Annotated in this window: 17 protein-coding genes; 7 read left to right on the top strand and 10 right to left on the bottom strand. The window is 60.8% G+C overall.

What is annotated here, in order from left to right:
* Nucleotides 1-100: 100 nt before the first annotated feature.
* Together SE15_RS08785 and SE15_RS08790 are read right to left on the bottom strand one after the other, a co-directional pair.
* Nucleotides 101-1,624 carry a glycosyltransferase family 39 protein gene (locus SE15_RS08785; RefSeq protein WP_054521754.1) on the bottom strand — a complete coding sequence of 508 codons (1,524 nt, stop codon included), beginning with the start codon at nucleotides 1,622-1,624 and terminating at the stop codon, nucleotides 101-103.
* Nucleotides 1,611-2,852, bottom strand: coding sequence for a glycosyltransferase family 87 protein (locus tag SE15_RS08790; protein ID WP_054521755.1), 1,242 nt, complete (start codon nucleotides 2,850-2,852; stop codon nucleotides 1,611-1,613). Before SE15_RS08790 ends, SE15_RS08785 begins: the two co-directional genes overlap by 14 nt.
* Before the next feature lie 199 nt (nucleotides 2,853-3,051).
* Between SE15_RS08790 and SE15_RS08795 the strand changes: the two genes are divergently transcribed.
* From SE15_RS08795 to SE15_RS08810, 4 genes are read left to right on the top strand one after another with little or no spacing between them, the layout of a single operon-like run.
* Complete coding sequence (locus SE15_RS08795) at nucleotides 3,052-3,309, top strand: glutaredoxin family protein (protein WP_054521756.1); 258 nt, start codon at nucleotides 3,052-3,054, stop codon at nucleotides 3,307-3,309.
* Between the two features lie 35 nt (nucleotides 3,310-3,344).
* Nucleotides 3,345-3,632 carry a co-chaperone GroES gene (locus tag SE15_RS08800; RefSeq protein WP_054521757.1) on the top strand — a complete coding sequence of 96 codons (288 nt, stop codon included), beginning with the start codon at nucleotides 3,345-3,347 and terminating at the stop codon, nucleotides 3,630-3,632.
* A 24-nt stretch (nucleotides 3,633-3,656) separates the two neighbouring features.
* Nucleotides 3,657-4,643: an NAD(P)/FAD-dependent oxidoreductase gene (locus SE15_RS08805; protein ID WP_054521758.1), complete on the top strand. Its 987-nt coding sequence runs from the start codon at nucleotides 3,657-3,659 to the stop codon at nucleotides 4,641-4,643.
* Between the two features lie 21 nt (nucleotides 4,644-4,664).
* The gene (locus SE15_RS08810; protein WP_054521759.1) at nucleotides 4,665-6,014 is read left to right on the top strand and encodes a dihydrolipoyl dehydrogenase family protein; all 1,350 of its coding nucleotides are present in this window, start codon (nucleotides 4,665-4,667) and stop codon (nucleotides 6,012-6,014) included.
* On the opposite strand, the gene SE15_RS08815 is transcribed toward SE15_RS08810, so the two are convergent.
* The 6 genes from SE15_RS08815 to thrC all read right to left on the bottom strand — a co-directional run bounded on the left by SE15_RS08815 (nucleotide 6,015) and on the right by thrC (nucleotide 10,966).
* Nucleotides 6,015-6,578 carry a DUF4126 domain-containing protein gene (locus SE15_RS08815; protein WP_054521760.1) on the bottom strand — a complete coding sequence of 188 codons (564 nt, stop codon included), beginning with the start codon at nucleotides 6,576-6,578 and terminating at the stop codon, nucleotides 6,015-6,017.
* An 18-nt stretch (nucleotides 6,579-6,596) separates the two neighbouring features.
* Nucleotides 6,597-7,397: a DUF2085 domain-containing protein gene (locus SE15_RS08820; RefSeq protein WP_054521761.1), complete on the bottom strand. Its 801-nt coding sequence runs from the start codon at nucleotides 7,395-7,397 to the stop codon at nucleotides 6,597-6,599.
* A gap of 25 nt (nucleotides 7,398-7,422) precedes the next feature.
* On the bottom strand, nucleotides 7,423-8,187 hold the full coding sequence (locus SE15_RS08825) for a sulfite exporter TauE/SafE family protein (RefSeq protein WP_054521762.1): 765 nt from the start codon (nucleotides 8,185-8,187) through the stop codon (nucleotides 7,423-7,425).
* A 153-nt stretch (nucleotides 8,188-8,340) separates the two neighbouring features.
* Nucleotides 8,341-8,964, bottom strand: coding sequence for a DUF3267 domain-containing protein (locus SE15_RS08830; protein WP_054521763.1), 624 nt, complete (start codon nucleotides 8,962-8,964; stop codon nucleotides 8,341-8,343).
* Entirely contained in the window at nucleotides 8,961-9,902 is a 942-nt protein-coding gene (gene thrB, locus SE15_RS08835) for a homoserine kinase (protein ID WP_054521764.1), read from the bottom strand. Before thrB ends, SE15_RS08830 begins: the two co-directional genes overlap by 4 nt.
* Nucleotides 9,899-10,966, bottom strand: a complete 1,068-nt coding sequence (gene thrC / locus SE15_RS08840; RefSeq protein ID WP_054521765.1) for a threonine synthase — start codon at nucleotides 10,964-10,966, stop codon at nucleotides 9,899-9,901. The genes thrB and thrC overlap by 4 nt, the downstream gene beginning before the upstream one ends.
* A 248-nt stretch (nucleotides 10,967-11,214) precedes the next feature.
* On the opposite strand from thrC, the gene fbp reads away from it, so the two are divergent.
* Nucleotides 11,215-12,315: a fructose-1,6-bisphosphate aldolase/phosphatase gene (gene fbp / locus SE15_RS08845; RefSeq protein WP_054521766.1), complete on the top strand. Its 1,101-nt coding sequence runs from the start codon at nucleotides 11,215-11,217 to the stop codon at nucleotides 12,313-12,315.
* A gap of 9 nt (nucleotides 12,316-12,324) precedes the next feature.
* Here fbp and SE15_RS08850 read toward each other — a convergent pair whose 3' ends face one another.
* The gene (locus SE15_RS08850) at nucleotides 12,325-13,038 is read right to left on the bottom strand and encodes a 2-phosphosulfolactate phosphatase (RefSeq protein WP_054521767.1); all 714 of its coding nucleotides are present in this window, start codon (nucleotides 13,036-13,038) and stop codon (nucleotides 12,325-12,327) included.
* A gap of 282 nt (nucleotides 13,039-13,320) precedes the next feature.
* Between SE15_RS08850 and SE15_RS08855 the strand changes: the two genes are divergently transcribed.
* Together SE15_RS08855 and SE15_RS08860 are read left to right on the top strand one after the other, a co-directional pair.
* Nucleotides 13,321-15,363: a hypothetical protein gene (locus tag SE15_RS08855; protein ID WP_152965583.1), complete on the top strand. Its 2,043-nt coding sequence runs from the start codon at nucleotides 13,321-13,323 to the stop codon at nucleotides 15,361-15,363.
* The gene (locus tag SE15_RS08860; protein WP_054521769.1) at nucleotides 15,360-16,916 is read left to right on the top strand and encodes a phospholipid carrier-dependent glycosyltransferase; all 1,557 of its coding nucleotides are present in this window, start codon (nucleotides 15,360-15,362) and stop codon (nucleotides 16,914-16,916) included. Before SE15_RS08855 ends, SE15_RS08860 begins: the two co-directional genes overlap by 4 nt.
* A gap of 112 nt (nucleotides 16,917-17,028) precedes the next feature.
* On the opposite strand, the gene SE15_RS08865 is transcribed toward SE15_RS08860, so the two are convergent.
* Entirely contained in the window at nucleotides 17,029-17,502 is a 474-nt protein-coding gene (locus SE15_RS08865; RefSeq protein ID WP_054521770.1) for a glycosyltransferase family 2 protein, read from the bottom strand.
* Nucleotides 17,503-17,542 lie beyond the last annotated feature (40 nt).

A 17,542-nucleotide genomic window follows, 5' to 3' on the forward strand; every position in this document is an offset into this window, starting at 1 on the left:
CCGGCAACCCCGCACCCGCCGGCCTAGTGGGGGCAGCAGGTCGGTGGCTTGCGTGCAAAAAAACAGCACCCCCAAAAAGTCCCTTCATAGCCGGTAGGCCTCAGGGGGTGTGCTCAAATGTGAGGATCCACAGGTCGCCGTAGCGCTCGCGGGCGCGTGGGGTAAAATGCTCGGAAAGCCAGCGGATGATAGCGTGCTCGGTGTACCCCATTTCGTGGTATTCCTGAATGGCCTTCTCAAAGACGATGAACGCCACTGCGTCGCATCCCTGGACGGCGGCCTCAATGGAAGGGGTGGGGAACAGGCCAATGGCCGCTTGCGTGGCCGGGGCGTAGGTATCGTTGTGCGAGCCGGGCACATCCGCCAGGAAGGTCTGCGGCAGGTCACGGGCGTAGAAATGGCTGGGGAAGAAACTCAACTTATTATCGTGCACAATACATAAACGCTTGCTCTCGGAAGCGGCGCGCCGGGAAATCTCCTGCACGCTCTGCATGGCGGCTTGAAAGGGGGAGCGTGGAAATGCGGCATACCCGGCTTGGTAGAGGAGGCCGCCCAGGCTGCCCACTGTCAACAAAATTCCCAGGAGTACTGCCGGTGCGCGCCGAGTCGGGTGGGTCAGCACCCGGCTGCAAAAGAGAAAATACACCACCTGGCTGAGCATGAAAGCCCGTGGGACGAAGATAGGGCGCATCAGGTAGGAGGCAATGAAGAGCAAGGCGGGTGGGAGCAGGCCAGCCGTGAGCAATAACCCTTCTTCGGCCCGACGGGGCTGATAACGCAGTGTCTCAAACACAACCAGCGTCACGCCGGTAAGGGTGATGAAGAGCGCTCCGCCCAGCCAGAGGGATGGCAGGGGCAGATTGGTGTGGAAGATGACCAGCGCCTGTAAAATTTCCACTACGCCCGGGCGCGGTGTCCAAAAGGCAGCCTGGATCTTTGCCACTTGCCCCGGCACCAGCCACAGCCAGGGCAGGCTCAGTAGCCCGATCCCCGCCATGGCCCCCAGCCAGTTACGCAGCAGCCGCCATTCCCGGCGGATGAGTAAAAACACCCCCGGAAAAACCAGGGTGAAGGGCGCCAGGTTGTGGGTGTACATGGCAAGTGCACCCGTCAGGACCAGCCCTACCCAGGCGCGCCAATCCTGCCGTTGCCCGGCCCGGTGAGCCTGCCAGAGGCGCACAAAGGCCAGGGTGTAGCCTACCAGCATCAAGGTTAGCAAGGCGTACATGCGCACTTCCTGCGCGTGGTAGACCTGCAACGGTGAAAGGGCTGTCAGCCAGGCGGCTGCCAGGCCGCTTGGGGCGTTCCAGAGCCGCCGGCCCAGGGCATACACCCCCAGGATGATCGCACAGGAGAGGATCACGTTCAAGCCGCGGATGAAGGCGATGGAATTCCCCAGGTGCAGCCATCCATGCAGAAGGAAGTAGTACAGCGGCGGCATGGTGTCTGCCGCCGTGCCCTGGATGATGGCGCTCAAGGGACGCTCGGACAGGAAGATTGAGAAGGCGTCATCGTACCAAATCCCCCGATCGGCGAGGTGATAGAGGCGCACGCCCACTCCCAGAAGCAAAATGGCTGCCAGCATCCAGCCGTGGGTGTGGGTGGAGCGTTTATCCGGTTTCATCGTGGCTCCTTGCCAACCCTGCCCGCCGTGCCCAGAGCAGCCCGATCAGGCAAAAGAACGGTAACGGCGGGTACATCCATGGCGATTCCGTATTTCCCTCCAGAGTAGCAAAAAACAAAACCCAGTGTCCCACAAATAGCAACAGCGCCCATCCCCAGACCCACGCGCGGCCCCATTGTTCTCTGCGCTCTTCAATGGCTCGGAAGATCAAAAACACGGCCGGTAATAGTGCTGTGTAGTGGGGGGTGGCTGTGCGCAAGGCGATAAGATTGGTGATCGTCAGGGTTAACAGGGTGGCAAAAAGGAATTTCTCTCGGTCCTTGCCGAGGGCGCGCCACCATTCTACTGCCAGATAGAGGGCGCATCCTGTATGGAGGATGACGTTGAGCGGTGTTTCCAATCCGGGCACCTGACTGGCAAGGATGGAAAGGGTAGAGCCAATCCGGTTGGTGTAGGAGGGATACTCCAGTAACTGACGCAAAAATTGCATTGGCCAGCCAGGAAGCAGCGCCAGCGAGCCGAGCATCAGCAGGGTTAATCCCCCTACCAGCCCGCCCGCGAGGCGCCATCGGCGCGTGGAGAGTGCCCACAGCAAGACGAAAGGCAGCAGCAGGAAGGTCATCTGAGGTTTGCTGGCAGTGAGGGCCAGCACCAACCCACCTTCCAAATCACGCCTGTGGTAGATGAGAGCAATGCCGACTACGATGAGGAATGCATTCAGCCCGGCAAATTGTCCCAGGATGATGGTGCGAATGCCAATATACCCCAAGAGGCCGAAGAGCACCCACAGCGCCAGCGCCCCACCGCGCGCCCGATACCCTGCCAAACGCAGACTGAGCGGGGTGAGCGCCACCAGGGTTACTTCCAGCACGGTCATCCATAAGGCCCGCGCCAGTGTGTAATCGAGCAGGCCGAAGGGGGCAAAAAAGAGCATGGAGAAGAGAGGATAGACAAAATGGGCAATATCCTCCCCTTGGCTTGCGTCAGCAGGGCGCCCATAAATGGCGTATTGCGAAGCCAGGCTGACCCGGTCGTCGTAAGGGCTGAGCCCCTCTTTCAACCACATGTGGGCGCCCATCCAGCGGGCCAGGAAGTCGTTGCCGCCGGGGTTGGCAAGGGCAAAACGGTAGTTCATCCAGGTCAGGCCGGCCAGGGTGACCAGTACCAGGAGCATGACCCCCAGGTAGGTCCACAAAGTGGGTTGTGCCGTCCGTGCTTGGGAGGGCATGGTTGACCCCATACAGGATGATTCTATCCAAGGTGGGCACATGGGTCAAACCGGAGTGTGCGCTGTTCTTGCCAGTGGGTGACCGGGGGTACAGGCCGGCTGTTTGCTTGCGTGGAGGGTGCTCTCAGGTTGTAACTTTTTGTCAGGTGGTGCATCTAATCAAACGGATTAATTCTCACGCGGAGGGAAAAAGCGAGGTATGAGCACTGGCACGACGTCTCAACCCCGGGTGATTGTATTTTCTACCCCGAACTGCCCCTTCTGCAACATGGCGAAGCGCTATTTGCGCGAACGGGGCATCAAGTTTCGCGATGTAGATGTCAGCCGCGATGCCGCTGCGGCGCGGGATATGGTGCGCCGCTCTGGTCAGCAGGGCGTCCCGGTCATTGACATCAATGGCAAAATTGTGGTCGGTTTCGATCGGCCAAAAATTGACCGCCTACTAGGCCTGAAATAATCCTGTATAATGAACATACTAAGGAGGTTCTGATTATGAGCGAAACCCTTACCAATCCCCCCATTCAACCCCTGGGTTCACGGGTGCTCATTCGCCCACTGGATCAGGAAGCACGCACGGCCTCGGGTATCCTGCTCCCCGAGACGGCCAAGGAGAAGCCCCAGACCGGTGTTGTGGTGGCGGTTGGGGACGATGAAGAGATCAAGGTGCAGGTGGGCGACAAGGTCATCTTTGCCAAGTACACCGGCACTGAGTTTCGTCATGACGGCACAGAATATTTGATCATGGAAGCCAGTGATATTCTGGCCAAGATCACGCAGTAAACCAGATTTGAAAGGAGGTTGCGCATGGGCCTGGAATTCGGTTTGGAACTACCCCTCGGCGGTGAAGAAACCGTCTATGATGTGGCGATCATCGGTGGAGGGCCGGCCGGTACAACCGCGGCCATCTACACCGCCCGTGCCAACCTCAAAACGGTGGTGATTGACAAAGGCCTCACGGCCGGCGCCCTCGGCATCACCAGTAAGATTGCCAATTATCCCGGCATTCCGGAAGAGATCAGCGGAGCCGAGTTGCTTCTGCGCATGCGGCGGCAGGCGGAGCAATTTGGGGCGCAGTTCATTCAAGATAAAATCCAGGGCTGCGAACTGCAGCGCGACCCCAAGGTGCTTTACGGTAATAACGGCACCTACCTGGCACGGACGGTGATCATCGCCACTGGCTCGATGGGGCGCGGCAACCGCGTGCCGGGTGAGGACCGCTTGCTGGGGCGCGGAGTTTCGTACTGCGCGACTTGCGATGCGGCCTTCTTCCGCGATCAGGAGGTGGTGGTGGCGGGTAACAACGATGAGGCCATCGAGGAGGCCCTCTTTTTGACTCGCTTTGTCCGTCGCGTGCATTTCCTCTCGCCCACTCCCGATCTCAAAGCCCCGGCTGAATTGGCGGAGGAGTTGCTTCACCATCCCAAGGTCACGTTCTACCCCGGTGCGGTTTTGAAGGAGATCGTGGGTGAGGAACGGGTTGAGGGGGTGCGCTTCCGCCAGCGCGGTCAGCCCGAGCAAACCCTCTCGGTCAGTGGTGCGTTCATTTACCTGCAAGGTGGTCAACCAATTACCGATTTCCTGCAGGGGCAATTGCCGCTGAGCGAAACCGGCTGCTTGATCGTGGACCGCGAGTTCCAGACCGCCATCCCGGGGGTTTTTGCTGTGGGGGATGTACTGTGCAATCACGTCAAGCAAGCCGTGGTGGCGGCAGCGGAGGGGGCCGTAGCCGCCATGGCCGTGGAAAAACTGCTGCGCGGGCGCGAGAAACTGGCCGTGGATTGGTCGAAGTAGCCGCTTGCACGGAGGTTGTCCATGCCCCGTCTGGTCGTTATCGGCGGTGGCCCGGCTGGGGTCACCGCCGCCCTTGAGGCTGCCCACCGGGGAGCCCAGGTCACCCTGGTGGAAGCGGCGCATCTGGGCGGACGTGCCACCTGGCACAGCCTGGTGCCCAGCAAAGTCTTTTTGAGCGCTGCCGAAGCCCTGGGCACTGCCCGGCCCTGGCTGGATGCGCCTCTGCCGCGCCCACCGCTGGCACTCCTGCGTGAGCGCATTCACGCCCTGGCAGTCGCTCAAAGTCGGGCTCAGCAGGAAGCGTTGATCCATGCCGGAGTGACTCTGGTTCAGGCGGTGGCGGCCTTTGAGTCTCCGCACATCTTGCGTCTGGAAGGCGAGGATGGTCGTCAAATGCGCCTGGAATTTGATATAGCCATCCTTGCCACCGGTTCCGAGCCAATCTTCCTGCCCCAATTGAAGCCGGATGGTAAGCGTCTGCTGGCGCCGCGTGCCATGGCGCATCTGGAAACCTGGCCTGAGCACCTGATCATGATCGGCGGTGGGGTGACGGGCAGTGAGTACGTCTCCTTTTTTAACCAGATGGGCGTGCCGACTACCTGGGTGACCGATCTGCCCACCTTCCTGCCGCGTGTGGATGCGGATGTGGCGGCGGCTTTTGCTGCCATCATGGCGGCGCGTGGGGTTGCGCTTTATCCCAATGCGCCGGTGGAGGCTGCCGAGAGCGATGGCCAGGGGGTACGGGTGGTGCTGCGCGATGGGCGCGTTCTGGAGGGCAGCCACGTGTTCATCGCCATCGGACGACAAGCCGATACCGCCCGACTCAACCTTGCGGCAGTCGGGCTGAGTGCCAGCCGCCGGGGTCTGGTAGTGGATGCGTTTGGGCGTACGGCGCTCTCTCATATTTATGCCATTGGCGACGTGGCCGGCCCACCTTACACGGTCAACCGTGCCCAGGCCCAGGCGCGCGTGGCGGTTCGACATGCGCTGGGGCTGCCCACTTTGCCCCTGGATGCGGTAGTCACCGCAGAAGCCATTTACAGCGATCCTCAGGTTGCGCAGGTGGGGTTGGGGGAGGATGCGGCGCGCCAGCAGGGGCGCATGGTGCGCATATTGCGGGCCGATTTTGCCCAAGGGCTCAAGCCCCAACTCGGGGCTCATGCACAGGGCTTTCTAAAACTGGTGGTGGAGGCCCAGAGCGGGCATCTGTTGGGCGCCGCCGCACTTGGCAGTCATGCTGCCGAACTGATCAATGCGCTGGCGGTTGCCGTTCAAATGCGGGCAACGCTGGATGATCTGGCCCGCTGGGCGCCTGCCTACCCTACCCTGGGAGATCTGGTCGGCATTGCTGTGCACGGGTATGGGGTGTGATTATCCAGCGGCGCGCTTTGCCCGTCGGTAGAAGCGGAACACGATCCACGACGTGACGATGATCAGCACACAGGCAATCACAACCGGCACCACCACGGCGAGGATGGAGACCAGGGTGGCGGTCAGGTCTTCCAGGAGGCTGACCGGCACATTGCCCGCTCCGCCGGTGGTGGCGGTGACCGCCGGGCGCACGGCCAGGGTTTTGGTCGCGTGCACGCCCCCGGCCACCAGCAGTCCCAGCGCCAGTGCCAGCACGGGGTGAATCTCGGTGATCACGTTGGCGCTGGCGGCAAAAACGATGGCACCGGCAGTTGGACGCACGAAGGTTTGGAGGATGTCGTTAATGTGATTGACGGCGGGGATTTTATCGGCAAAGAACTCAATCAGCGCCAGCACAACCAGCAGGGCAATGATCCAACCATTGCTCAGGGTGTCCCAGGGCGGGCGCAGGGTGATTAATGTGGTGTAGCGCCCGAGCAGTGCCACGACCAGCAGTGGGATGTAGGCGTTTAGCCCCGCGCTGGCGGAGAGGCCAAAAGCCGAAAAGATGCCCAGTACTTCCATAACTCCCTTCCTTCTCGCTTAGGGAAGCACAAAGCCGGCCCAGGTGCCGGTGAGAAAGAAACGCACGCCATCTACCAGAAAAATCTGAAGCAAGGCGGTGCCCAGCCCGGCCAGCAGGAACCCACGCAGGGCGTTCCAATCGCTGAAGGAATTCTCACGTTTCAGCAGGAGAATCCAGAACAGGGTGTAGCACAGGGTGAGCAGGGTCAGCACGCCCAGCGCGCTAAGCAGCGCCAGCGGAAGGACGAGAATCGGAATGTGAGAGGCAATGCCAAGCGCGCCCAGTGCTGTGGTGCCAAGCAAGCCGAATAACTGCCACCCCTGCGACAGAGCCGGCTCGGGGCAAGGATCGGTCCATACCACCTGGCTGAAAAGAGGGACAAGCAAGACCGATATCCCCAGTCCGAAGCCGCTGCCGGTGGCCAGGCGTAGGAGATTATTGGGTGGGTAGAGTGCAGGTAGGTGAGGTATCAGACTGAGGAATGAATTGACCCCATCCAGTACAAAAGCCAGGGCAAAGGCAATGAATACCAGCCGGAAGGGCCAGGAAGGGGCCAGGGCACGCCGTCCGCGGGGCAGTTGAAAAGTCAGCCCGATCAGGGCGCCCAGAAAAGTGCCGCTGCAACGGGCGCACAGGGGGAGCGGACGGTCGCCGAGGAAGAACGAGTGCGAGGGGATGCGATGGCAAACGGCGTAACCAATGGCATCGGCTTTACCCAGCACCCCCGGTGGGGTGAATTCCCACCAGGCCAGCAACACTCCCAGGGCCAAAGCCCCCAGGCCTGCCTTCAGCCACAGTTGCCAGGGTGGGCGCTGCATGAAGGTATTTTAGCACAAATGGGGGTTAGCCCCGCACAAAGTAAATGAGAGCCACCAGGATGCCGATGGTGACCACGATCCAGCGCAAGACGATGGGGCGTACCCGCCCGGCCAACATGCCGCCCAGCATGCCCCCCACCAGGGCTCCCACAGCCATTACCACAGCCGCCGACCAGAGCACCCGGCCCGAGGCCACGAAATACAGCGCCGCGGTCAGGTTGGCGGCCAACGAAAGCCCCTGCTTGAGCGCGTTGAGGCGGGTGAGGGTGTCTTCGAGCACCAGGCCCAATACGGCCAGCAAGATCACGCTCAGCCCGGCGCCGAAATAGCCCCCATACACACAAGCCAGGAAGATGGGTAAAAAGGCCAGGGCTTCGCGCGAGGCGCCAGGTTGATGGGGGTCGGGATGAGCGAATACACGTCGGCGGATCTCATCCTGGACCGCCAGCAAAAGCGCGGCAAAGAGGATCAGGTAAGGTACCAGGGCGCGGAAGAGACGCTCGCCGCTGAGCAGAAGCAGCAGCCCGCCCACCAGGCCGCCTGCCAGCGCGGCGGGCAGCAGCACGCGCAGGCGATTGCCCTGCCCCTGGAGGTCGGTGCGTTGGGCCCAGGTGCCGCCCAGGTAACCCGGCAACAGGGCCACGGTGTTGGTCACATTGGCAACCACCGCTGGCACTCCCACTGCCATCAGTGTGGGGAAGGTGATCAGGGTGCCGCCGCCGGCCAGGGCATTCACCGCCCCCGCGGCCACTGCGGCCAGGGCGATGCTGAGGTAGGATAACCAGTCCATAGATGATACCTCGATGAATGGAGCATTAACCGCGCCAATGATAACATACCCCTTGCCGTCTGGCGGATTTCAGGGCTGGCGAGACGAATCCCACTGGGGATTGAGGGTTGTCACGCCTGGGCGCCTCCCCCGGTGCAGATTCTATGTGTCGGGCTAGCGCTCGGCGCCAAACCGGGCGGATTGGGGTACGTAGGCCACGGTGCGGGTGTGGAAATCTTGCACCAGCGCGTTGCGGGGCAGGGTGAACAACCAGCCAACGATCATGACATCGCCAATGGCCCCCGCCGCGTTCATCGTCAGTAAGGCCCAGGTGGGCACAATCCAGGATTCCGGCAGGAGAGGTGCCAGTGCCAACCCCAGCAGGCTGATCCCGAATAACGGAAGCAGCCCGATGATGGCGTAGGCCGGGAGGGTGAAGTACCATCCGGGCGCTGAGGCTGAGGCGTACCAACCCTTGAAGGTAAATTGAGGCCGGCTGCGGGTAAAGAGCCAAAAAGCCAGGCCGTGCAGTCCTTCGTGCAAAACGATCATCAACACCAGCAGGACGAGGAAGGTCAGCAACGTGCTCAACACTTGCCACGGCGTCTCGCTGCGGAAAATCAAGATGAACTCGCCTGTGTGTGGGCGCAGGCGGGTGAACAGCACTGCGAACAACCAGCCTGCGCCGACCAGCAGCACCAGACCGATCAGATTCATGGCCATGAGTAGGCGCGAATTTTCCAGGTTAAATTCGCCTCGTTCTACATAATCGGGTGGCAGTTCGGAATAGGCTCTCATGGGGGTGTTTCCTCAACGGGCGGAAATTCAGGCACACTGACCCACTCCCAGGTTGCTCCGCCTGGGCTGAGATGGAGTTGCCAGGTGCGTGCCGGCAGACCAGCCCCTTCAAAGGCGGTCTGCATGGCCTCCGCCAGGGGCTCGGTGTGGGTACGGGTAAAGGCGATCACGCTCGGTCCTGCCCCTGAAAGGGCAGCGGCAGCTCCCAGGCGCTGCGCCGCCTCCAGGGCCTGCGCTGCTCCGGGGATCAGCGGCAGGCGATAGGGTTGGTGGAGACGATCTTGCATGGCCCGGCGCAGCAGGGGCAGGTTGCCCTGGATCAGCGCCTGCACGACCAGCGCGGTGCGCCCCAGGTTGTACACAGCCTGCTCCAGGCTTACCTGGCGCGGCAGGGCCGCGCGTGCGGCGTGGGTCGGAAGGTCAACCTGCGGCAGCGTCACAACCGCCCGCCAGGGGGCCGGGTTGAAGCGGTGGGCAATCCAGCGGTCCTCGTCGTTCAATACGACCACCAGCCCACCCAGCAATGCCGCTGCTGCATTGTCGGCATGGCCTTCCAGATCCACTGCCAGGTTGAGCAAGGCGGAGGCATCCAGGGGATGCTGGCTGAGGGCACTGGCGGCCAGCAAACCGGCCACGGTCGCCATCGCACTGGAACCCAGGCCTGAGCCGGGCGGAATGCGGTTATATTGGAGAATTTCCAGCGGGGGCGGGGCACTCTGCAAGCATTGCTGGTAAAAATAGTGAATGGCCTGCACCAAGCGGTTGGCTTCCAGGGGCAGGTCGCGTCCTTCGCCTGCGATGCGCACCTGGGTGCCCCTTGGGCTTGGGCGCACCCAGGCTTCATTCCACATCTCCAACGCCAGGCCAAGGGCATCAAAACCCGGGCCCAGGTTGGCTGTGGTGGCCGGTACGCGTACGTGCACCCAAGCGGCGTTCATCGCACCTCCGTCAGAAGAGCCTCGGTCAGTGCTTCCAGGCGGGCGGGAAGGGTGCGCGGGGGGGGGCTCCAGCGGGTGACGATATCGGGATCCTTGAGCCCGTGCCCGGTGCAGACCACCACAATGCGCTGACCGCGCGGGTTAAGACGGCCTGAGGCGATCTCGTGGGCCAGGCCGGCAGCGCCCGCGGCAGAAGCCGGTTCCACCCAAACGCCGTGGCTGGCCAGACGGCGTTGCATGGCCAGGATCTCATCATCCGTGACGGCAATGATGCGTCCGCCGGATTCCTCGGCGGCTTGCAGGGCCTGCTCGCCCCGCGCTGGTCGCCCAATGCGGATGGCCGTGGCAACCGTCTCGGGTTTTTCTACCGGGTGTCCCAGGACCAGTGGGGCTGCACCGGTGGCCTGCACACCCAGGAGATGCGGCAACCCACTCCCCTGCCGGGCGTGGTACTGGCGAAAGCCCATCCAGTAAGCGGTAATGTTGCCGGCGTTGCCCACCGGCAGACACAGCCAGTCGGGGGCCGCTCCCAGCGCATCGCAGATTTCGAAGGCCGCGGTTTTCTGACCTTCCAGGCGGTAGGGGTTGAGCGAATTGACCAGGGCAATGGGGTAGTTCTGGCTGATTTCCACCACCAGTGCCAGGGCATCATCAAATGAACCGTCAATTTGGATGACTTCGGCGCCGTAGGCCAGGGCTCCTGCCAGTTTGCCCAGGGCCACCTTGCCCTGGGGGATGAGCACAATGGCGCGCAATCCAGCGCGGGCGGCATAGGCAGCGGCTGAGGCCGCGGTGTTGCCGGTGGAGGCGCAGATGACCGCGCGCACCCCGCGCCCGAGCGCCTCGCTAATGGCGGCCGTCATGCCGCGATCTTTGAACGAGCCGCTGGGGTTTAGTCCCTCGTATTTGATATATAGTTCAAACCCCCCACCGAGTTCCTCGGCCAGGCGCGGCATGGGGATGAGAGGGGTATTGCCTTCCAAAAGGGTGACGGGGTGGGTGTAAGGGGGCAGGTCAAGCCATTCCCGGTAGCGATGGAGCAAGCCTGAGTAGGGCGTATGCATGATAGACCTCGGCGGTCAATAAGGTGCCGTGGGAGATTGGATTGATTATACCTAAAAATAAAACGAGGGATCCGGATTTGGAGAGAGTTGAATAAGAGATGGGGCACAATGGTTCGATCCGATGTGTGGAGTTCGAAATCAAGGATTGAATCCCATGTTCTATCGTGTCATAATGTTAATAAAATTGACACGTTGACATCGTACTTGCCACCATCGTTGCCGTGTACCTGAAGAAAAGGGAGGGAGCCATGGCAACGCTAACGTTAAGTGTGATCAAAGCCGATGTGGGCGGTTTTGTGGGGCATTCCGCCTGTCACGAGGCCCTGCTTGAGGAAGCGCGCACTTTGCTGGCACAGGCTCAGGCAAAAGGGCTGTTACTGGATTTCTACGTTACCGCGTGTGGGGATGATTTGCAACTCATTCTCACCCATCGCCATAGTACCGATCATCCTGAAATTCACCACCTGGCCTGGGATGTCTTCAAGGCCTGCACCGAGGTGGCGCGTCGGCTCAAACTTTACGGCGCAGGGCAAGACCTGCTGGCGGATGCTTTTTCAGGCAATGTGCGCGGCATGGGACCGGGTGTTGCCGAGATGACGATTGAGGAACGCCCCTCCGAGCCGGTGATCATCTTCATGGCGGACAAAACCTCCGCCGGGGCGTGGAACCTGCCCCTCTACAAGATGTTTGCCGACCCTTTCAACACGGCAGGACTGGTGATCTCGCCCAGCATGCACGCGGGCTTTCGCTTTGAGGTCCACGATGTGCTCGAGCATCGGCGCATCTTTTTCGATACCCCCGAGGAGGCTTATGATCTGCTGGTTTTCATCGGGGCGGCGGGACGTTACATGGTCAAGGCGGTTTACACCAAGAGCGGTACCGTTGCCGCGGTGTCCTCTACCCAGCGTTTGGCCCTGATTGCCGGTAAGTATGTGGGGAAGGATGATCCGGTGTGCATTGTGCGCTGTCAGGGCGAATTTCCGGCGGTGGGAGAGGTGCTGGAGCCTTTCACCCTGCCCCACATCGTAGAAGGGTGGATGCGCGGCTCGCACTACGGCCCACTGATGCCGGTGCCGGTGCGCCATGCCACGCCTAGCCGGTTTGACGGTCCGCCGCGCGTGATTGCGCTGGGCTTCCAGCTCGCCGAGGGGCACTTGATCGGCCCGCGTGACCTGTTTGATGATCCCGGGTTCGACGAAGCGCGCCGACTGTGTAATCAGTTAGCGGATGCCTTGCGCCAGCATGGTCCGTTTGAGCCGCACCGCCTGCCGATGGAGGCCATGGAGTATACCACCCTGCCCGAGGTGATGGCGCGCCTGGCCGAGCGCTGGCAGCCCCTGGAAGAGTGAGGGACGTCCTCAGGTGATCTGATGCGGGTCAACTGCTTGCAGAACCCACAGGTCGCCTGTGCGGGTCGCCACCATGGCGAAGTTGAAGCGGTCTATGGCCGTGCAATAATCCAGATCGGAGGGTGGAAAATCTGGGCTGCCAAGGGCCAGGAATTTACGCGCGGTGGAAGACTCGCGTACCCGTTGAATGAAAGGCTCGGGGGCAGGATTCTGACCGCTTAAAAGCGCCTCGATGTAGTCGGCACAGGCGGCGTCCTCTTCTCCGCCGTCCTCGGCGCGCTGGCCTGTGATGACGAAGGTGATGGTGGTGGGTGATAGGCGGCGCAGGTACTCGGCGGTGGCGTGAGCCGTGCAGAAGGCAGTTGCCAGCAGGGGCTGTGCCTGCCGGCTGCGTACGATTCCCTGCGTGCCAGCGGTGGTGCGCTGGATGAGGGTACGTCCGTGCAGATCGCGGCCCACGATTTGGGTGGGCGAGTTGCAGAAATCAAACCCCGGCACGCTGAAGCCGTTGACCTCGCCGATTATCAGAGCGCCGGGGAAACGTTGTTTGAGCGTGAAGGCTTCCTCAACCTCGCCGACCAGCAGGATGCGTTCGGCGCCCGCGGCAAATGCATAAGCCGCAGTGCTAAACGCACGTAGAACATCAATGACCACCACGGCGCCGGTGGCCTGAGCGCAGGTTTCGAGGGTGGCGCGCTGGAAGGTGAAGGAAGAGGGGGGCATGAGGTGTCTCCTGAAGAAGGGGGGTATTATAAACTCGGGTCTATTATAGCCTGGCAGGCATTCTCAGAAGGAGAATGCCGAAGCGTTATTCGGAGCTTTTCTAAATCTGACGCGCACTGCATATCAGGAAGGGGCTGATGGCGCTTCCCTATAACCTGAGCCCTCCATGAAGCCCCAAAGAGCGGTGCAAATCTGAAAAGGGGAGGGCGGTGGCTTCAACGGATGGGGCAAATCTATTGTAAAATTCAGGCACAATCCCTGTGTGCGCATTCTCCTAATTCTGTGATAACATCCGGGTTTTCCTCTTCTGAGCACTCCCCTACCTCTCGCGATCCCGCTCGCGGCTGGCTGCTGGGATTAATTTTGCTCAATCTGGTGGTTGCGCTCTTTACGTTTGATGATTTTGGCTTCGCCTGGGACGAGCCGCTTTTTTACGCCTACGGGGATGCGGTGGATTATGCCTACTCGATCTCGGCGCGTCTGAGCGGGAATTTCGACATCGAGAACGCCTACGGCCCGAGTGCTGGCGACCATAAGTATTACGGCCCGGCTTACCTTCTGCTGGTGCGCCCCCTGGTGGATGCCCTCCGCCAGTTACCTGTGCCCGGTGTGCATCGGGATGAATGGTGGCATTTGGTGAATTTTCTCACCCTGCAAGTCGGTGTCGTGTTTTTCTATAAATTGGCTCGTCGTTGGGTGGGGCCTTGGGCAGGGCTGGGGGCCGCTGCGCTCTTTGCCACTCAGCCGGTGGTGTGGGGACATGGCATGATCAATCCCAAGGATATGCCGTTCATGGTTTTCTTCATCCTGGCGGTGGAAAGCGGGCTGACCCTGGTGGATCACTTAAGGGCAACCTCTCCCCCAGCCTCTACTGAAGCCGCACCGCCGGGGGAAGTCTTTGCACTGGCGCGGTGGACGCTGTGGCGGGTGGCCGTGTTGGTGGTAGGGAGTATGGTGCTGCTCACCTATCTCCTCGCGGGCCCGATCCAGAATGGGATTCGCGCCCTGGTGGAGGCGGCCTATCAAGCAGCACCGGGTAGTTTGCTCGGGCGGTGGTTCCTCTGGGTGGCTGCCCGCGCACCCGAGACTCCGCCAGACGCCTATGTTAACAAGGCCTGGGCCCTATTCCTGCGCCTGCGCACGGGGGTCACGGTGCTGAGCGTGCCACTGGTGCTCCACACGCTGGTGGGGCTGATCTGGCCGGCGGGGATGCAAAATCTGGGCCGGGCCCTAAGCGCGCGCCTGGCTCCGTTGCCGACCTGGCCGCAGTGGCGGGCCGGTGCACCTTTCCGATGGCGCAATGCGGGTTGGCGCCTGGGTGTGGCGGCGCTGATGCTGGGGCTGTTGACCTCAATACGAGTGCTGGGGCCGCTGGTCGGGGCGCTGGTGGTGCTCTATTTTCTCCTTCAATCTTACCCACGCAGTTGGAAGCCTTTGCTCGTGTACGGACTGATCGCAGCAGGGGTGACCTACCTTACCTGGCCGTTCCTGTGGGACAATCCCCTTGTTCGACTCATTGAAGTGGCCCGCCACATGGCAAACAATCCGCACATCTTGCCGGTGCTTTTCAATGGGCAGGTATTCCCTTCCAATCAACTCCCGCGCAGTTACCTGCCAACGCTGCTGGGGCTGACCCTGACCGAGCCGGTCTTCCCGCTGTTGGTGCTCGGCTCAGGCGTGGGGCTGGTGCGTTTCTGGCGGCGGAGCCTGGAATGGCGGTCCTTCTTAATCCTTCTCCTCTGGGTGGGCCTGCCCCTGGCTTACGTGCTGTGGCGTCGCCCCCCCATGTACGATGGGTATCGTCACTTTCTGTTTTTACTGCCGCCGCTCTTTGTGCTGGCCGGCCTGGGCCTGGATGCGCTCTTTGGGTGGCTGCGCCGGGGGTGGCAGCGTGTGGGGTTGGGTTTCCTTCTGCTCCTCCCGGGGGTGATTGGCCTGGTACGCTTGCATCCTTATCCATATGCCTACTACAATGCGTTCATGGGCGGGGTGGGGGGTGCGTTTCGCCGCTATGAAACCGACTACTGGCTGACCTGCTACAAGGAAACCATGTGCTTGATCAATGCAGAGGCCAGGGATCATCCAGTGACCCTGTTTGTCCTGCGCCAACCCCAGATTGCTCGTCGTTATGCGGCGCCGGGGGTTACGGTGCAAAGTTTTGATCCGGCAAATGATGCTACCTACCCGGGCAGTTGGCTGTTGCTCATCACCCGCTATAACCAGGATTTGACCAACCATCCGGAAGATCCGGTGCGCTACGCGGTGGGACGCGCCGGAGCGGTTTTCTGCGTGGTCAAAGAGGTGGGAGGGACGGCAGTCCCATGAAGGCATCCCGTTGGAACGAAGCGATCTTCTTTGTTGGGGGATCATTGCTCTTGAGTGTGGTGGGAGGGGTGTGGCTCTCTACCTCAACCCCCTATGGAATGGGGTTGGTCAATGATTCGGCAGTATATATTGGTGGGGCGCGCAGCCTGTTGGCCGGGAATGGGTATATGCGCCTGTCAGGTGACTTAGGGCTTAAGCCGATCACGCATTTTCCACCCCTCTTCTCGTTGACGCTGATGCTGGCAGCGCTGGTAAGCCAGAGCGATCCTCTGCTGGCAGCGCGCTGGCTGATGCCGTTGCTCTTTGGCCTCAACATCTCCTTGTTGGGCGGGTGGGTGTATCTGATGACGCGGAGGCGGGACCTGGCTTTGCTGGCTTCTGCGTTGTGGGCTTTTTCTGATTGGGGATTGAACCTGCATACGTATGTGCTGAGTGAACCCCTGTTTTTAACCTTCTTTTTGCTGGCGTTCATTACCTGGTTGGCGTACCAGCACCAGCCCCGTCCGTATTGGGCCGGGTTGAATGGCTTTCTGGCGAGCCTGGCTTACCTGACGCGCTACGCAGGAGCAACGTTGCTGGCGACGTTTGGCCTGCTGTTGCTGGGGTATGCCTGGCGGGAGCAGCGCCGCTGGAAGGATCTGAGGCGTTGGCTGATTGGAGCGTTACCTCTGCCGGCATTGTGGACCCTCTACACTTGGCGGGTGGGTGAGGGGGTGGGCAACCGACAAATTGCCTGGCATCCCATTCCCTTGGATACCTTGCGGCACGGGCTGCAAAACAGCCTGAACGCGCTGGCACCGGATTGGTTGATTCGCCTTTTTCCACCGCTGGGAAGCCTTTTCTCGGCGCTGGGATTATTGGCCAGCCTGGGGCTGGTGATTGGTATCGGGTTAGGGGTCTGGCGGGTGTGCCGGCAGCCGAAGGCAGTGTTTCCGCAATGGCTGGCGCCGGTCTTGTTTGGAGGAAATTACTGGGGCTTTTTGGTCCTTTCCATCAGCCTGCTGGATGCCAGTACACCTCTGGATGACCGCGTCCTGGGGCCGCTCTATCTCACCCTCCTGGCCTTGAGCTTGGTGGGGTTGGGGTGGCTTTTGCGCTACCCTGGGCGCTGGTTGCGCCTGATTGCTCTGATAGGGGTGGTGGTAGGGGTGCCGCTTCTGATGGGAGATGGTGTGATGCGGGGGCAAGCCTTGCGTCAGGAGGGGCTGGGTTTCGCTCACCGTGAAGTACAGACCACGCGCTTGTGGGACCTGCTCCGCCAGTATCCGGCGGGGAAGTACGTGTACAGTGATCGTCCAGCGGCCATTCATCTTTATGCTGAACGCCCCTGCTTGCCCCTGCCTGCGCCCGTGGACCCGGTGCAGGCGCGGTTTCGCCCGGACTATGAGGCGGATCTGGCGGAGATGAAGGCGCGCATTCGTGCTGGCCAGGCCATTCTAGTGCTATTTGATTTGCACCGCAGTGGTGATGCAGCCTATCTGGGCGAGATCACGGCTGACCTGGGTGATCCGCAGATGGTGGATTTTGTGTGGGTGTACGGTGTCCTCAGGTAAAGAGTGACCGAGGTGGGGCACTTAGCAATACTTTGCCCTTACCCTTTCTTTGCATCTATTGGGAAGATTGTGCGAACTTGAGGGAGAAGTTATACTACCTACTAGAGTCAATTCACCATTGGCAAGATGCCCTCATCTTGGACATGGTTCGAATGATTAGTTTTCCAGCGCGCCGAGTGCTGTCTTCCCCTTCTGGATAAATGCGTCGTCCAATCGTAAGGTCAGCATTTTGTTGCCTATGGACCTCCAACATCGCGGGTATATCTTCTAAACAGTGCTGACCATCGGCGTCAATGGTAATTAGGTAGGGAGTGGTGCATTGGCTGATGCCGGTTGTAAGGGCCGCTCCATAGCCTCGATTGACCTTGTGATGAATAATCCGAACAAGGGGGTGGTGAGCGTAATTGGCAAGGATTGCGGCTGTTTGATCGCGAGATCCATCGTTGACGATGATCAATTTCCAGTTATTGGTTTCGCAGAACTTAATAATCTCAGGCAGAACCCGTGGAAGTGCCTTTTCTTCGTTGAAGCAAGGCATCACAATGGTGAGTTCGTGGAGAGAGCTGTTGGGTTGGGTTTCTTCCATGAAACTTTTACCCCGAAGAACTTGAATGGGTTTTGCTCAA

This window comes from Thermanaerothrix daxensis (genome assembly GCF_001306145.1).
Taxonomy (GTDB): Bacteria; Chloroflexota; Anaerolineae; order Anaerolineales; family Anaerolineaceae; genus Thermanaerothrix; species Thermanaerothrix daxensis.

Excerpts from the sequence above, each read along its gene's own strand:
- SE15_RS08805 (WP_054521758.1), top strand. The coding sequence starts at position 3,657 with ATGGGCCTGGAATTCGGTTTGGAACTACCCCTCGGCGGTGAAGAAACC.
- SE15_RS08825 (WP_054521762.1), bottom strand. The coding sequence starts at position 8,187 with ATGGACTGGTTATCCTACCTCAGCATCGCCCTGGCCGCAGTGGCCGCG.
- thrB (WP_054521764.1), bottom strand. The coding sequence starts at position 9,902 with ATGAACGCCGCTTGGGTGCACGTACGCGTACCGGCCACCACAGCCAAC.
- SE15_RS08790 (WP_054521755.1), bottom strand. The coding sequence starts at position 2,852 with ATGCCCTCCCAAGCACGGACGGCACAACCCACTTTGTGGACCTACCTG.
- SE15_RS08800 (WP_054521757.1), top strand. The coding sequence starts at position 3,345 with ATGAGCGAAACCCTTACCAATCCCCCCATTCAACCCCTGGGTTCACGG.
- SE15_RS08785 (WP_054521754.1), bottom strand. The coding sequence starts at position 1,624 with ATGAAACCGGATAAACGCTCCACCCACACCCACGGCTGGATGCTGGCA.
- SE15_RS08860 (WP_054521769.1), top strand. The coding sequence starts at position 15,360 with ATGAAGGCATCCCGTTGGAACGAAGCGATCTTCTTTGTTGGGGGATCA.
- thrC (WP_054521765.1), bottom strand. The coding sequence starts at position 10,966 with ATGCATACGCCCTACTCAGGCTTGCTCCATCGCTACCGGGAATGGCTT.
- fbp (WP_054521766.1), top strand. The coding sequence starts at position 11,215 with ATGGCAACGCTAACGTTAAGTGTGATCAAAGCCGATGTGGGCGGTTTT.
- SE15_RS08850 (WP_054521767.1), bottom strand. The coding sequence starts at position 13,038 with ATGCCCCCCTCTTCCTTCACCTTCCAGCGCGCCACCCTCGAAACCTGC.
- SE15_RS08820 (WP_054521761.1), bottom strand. The coding sequence starts at position 7,397 with ATGCAGCGCCCACCCTGGCAACTGTGGCTGAAGGCAGGCCTGGGGGCT.
- SE15_RS08865 (WP_054521770.1), bottom strand. The coding sequence starts at position 17,502 with ATGGAAGAAACCCAACCCAACAGCTCTCTCCACGAACTCACCATTGTG.
- SE15_RS08815 (WP_054521760.1), bottom strand. The coding sequence starts at position 6,578 with ATGGAAGTACTGGGCATCTTTTCGGCTTTTGGCCTCTCCGCCAGCGCG.
- SE15_RS08830 (WP_054521763.1), bottom strand. The coding sequence starts at position 8,964 with ATGAGAGCCTATTCCGAACTGCCACCCGATTATGTAGAACGAGGCGAA.
- SE15_RS08795 (WP_054521756.1), top strand. The coding sequence starts at position 3,052 with ATGAGCACTGGCACGACGTCTCAACCCCGGGTGATTGTATTTTCTACC.
- SE15_RS08810 (WP_054521759.1), top strand. The coding sequence starts at position 4,665 with ATGCCCCGTCTGGTCGTTATCGGCGGTGGCCCGGCTGGGGTCACCGCC.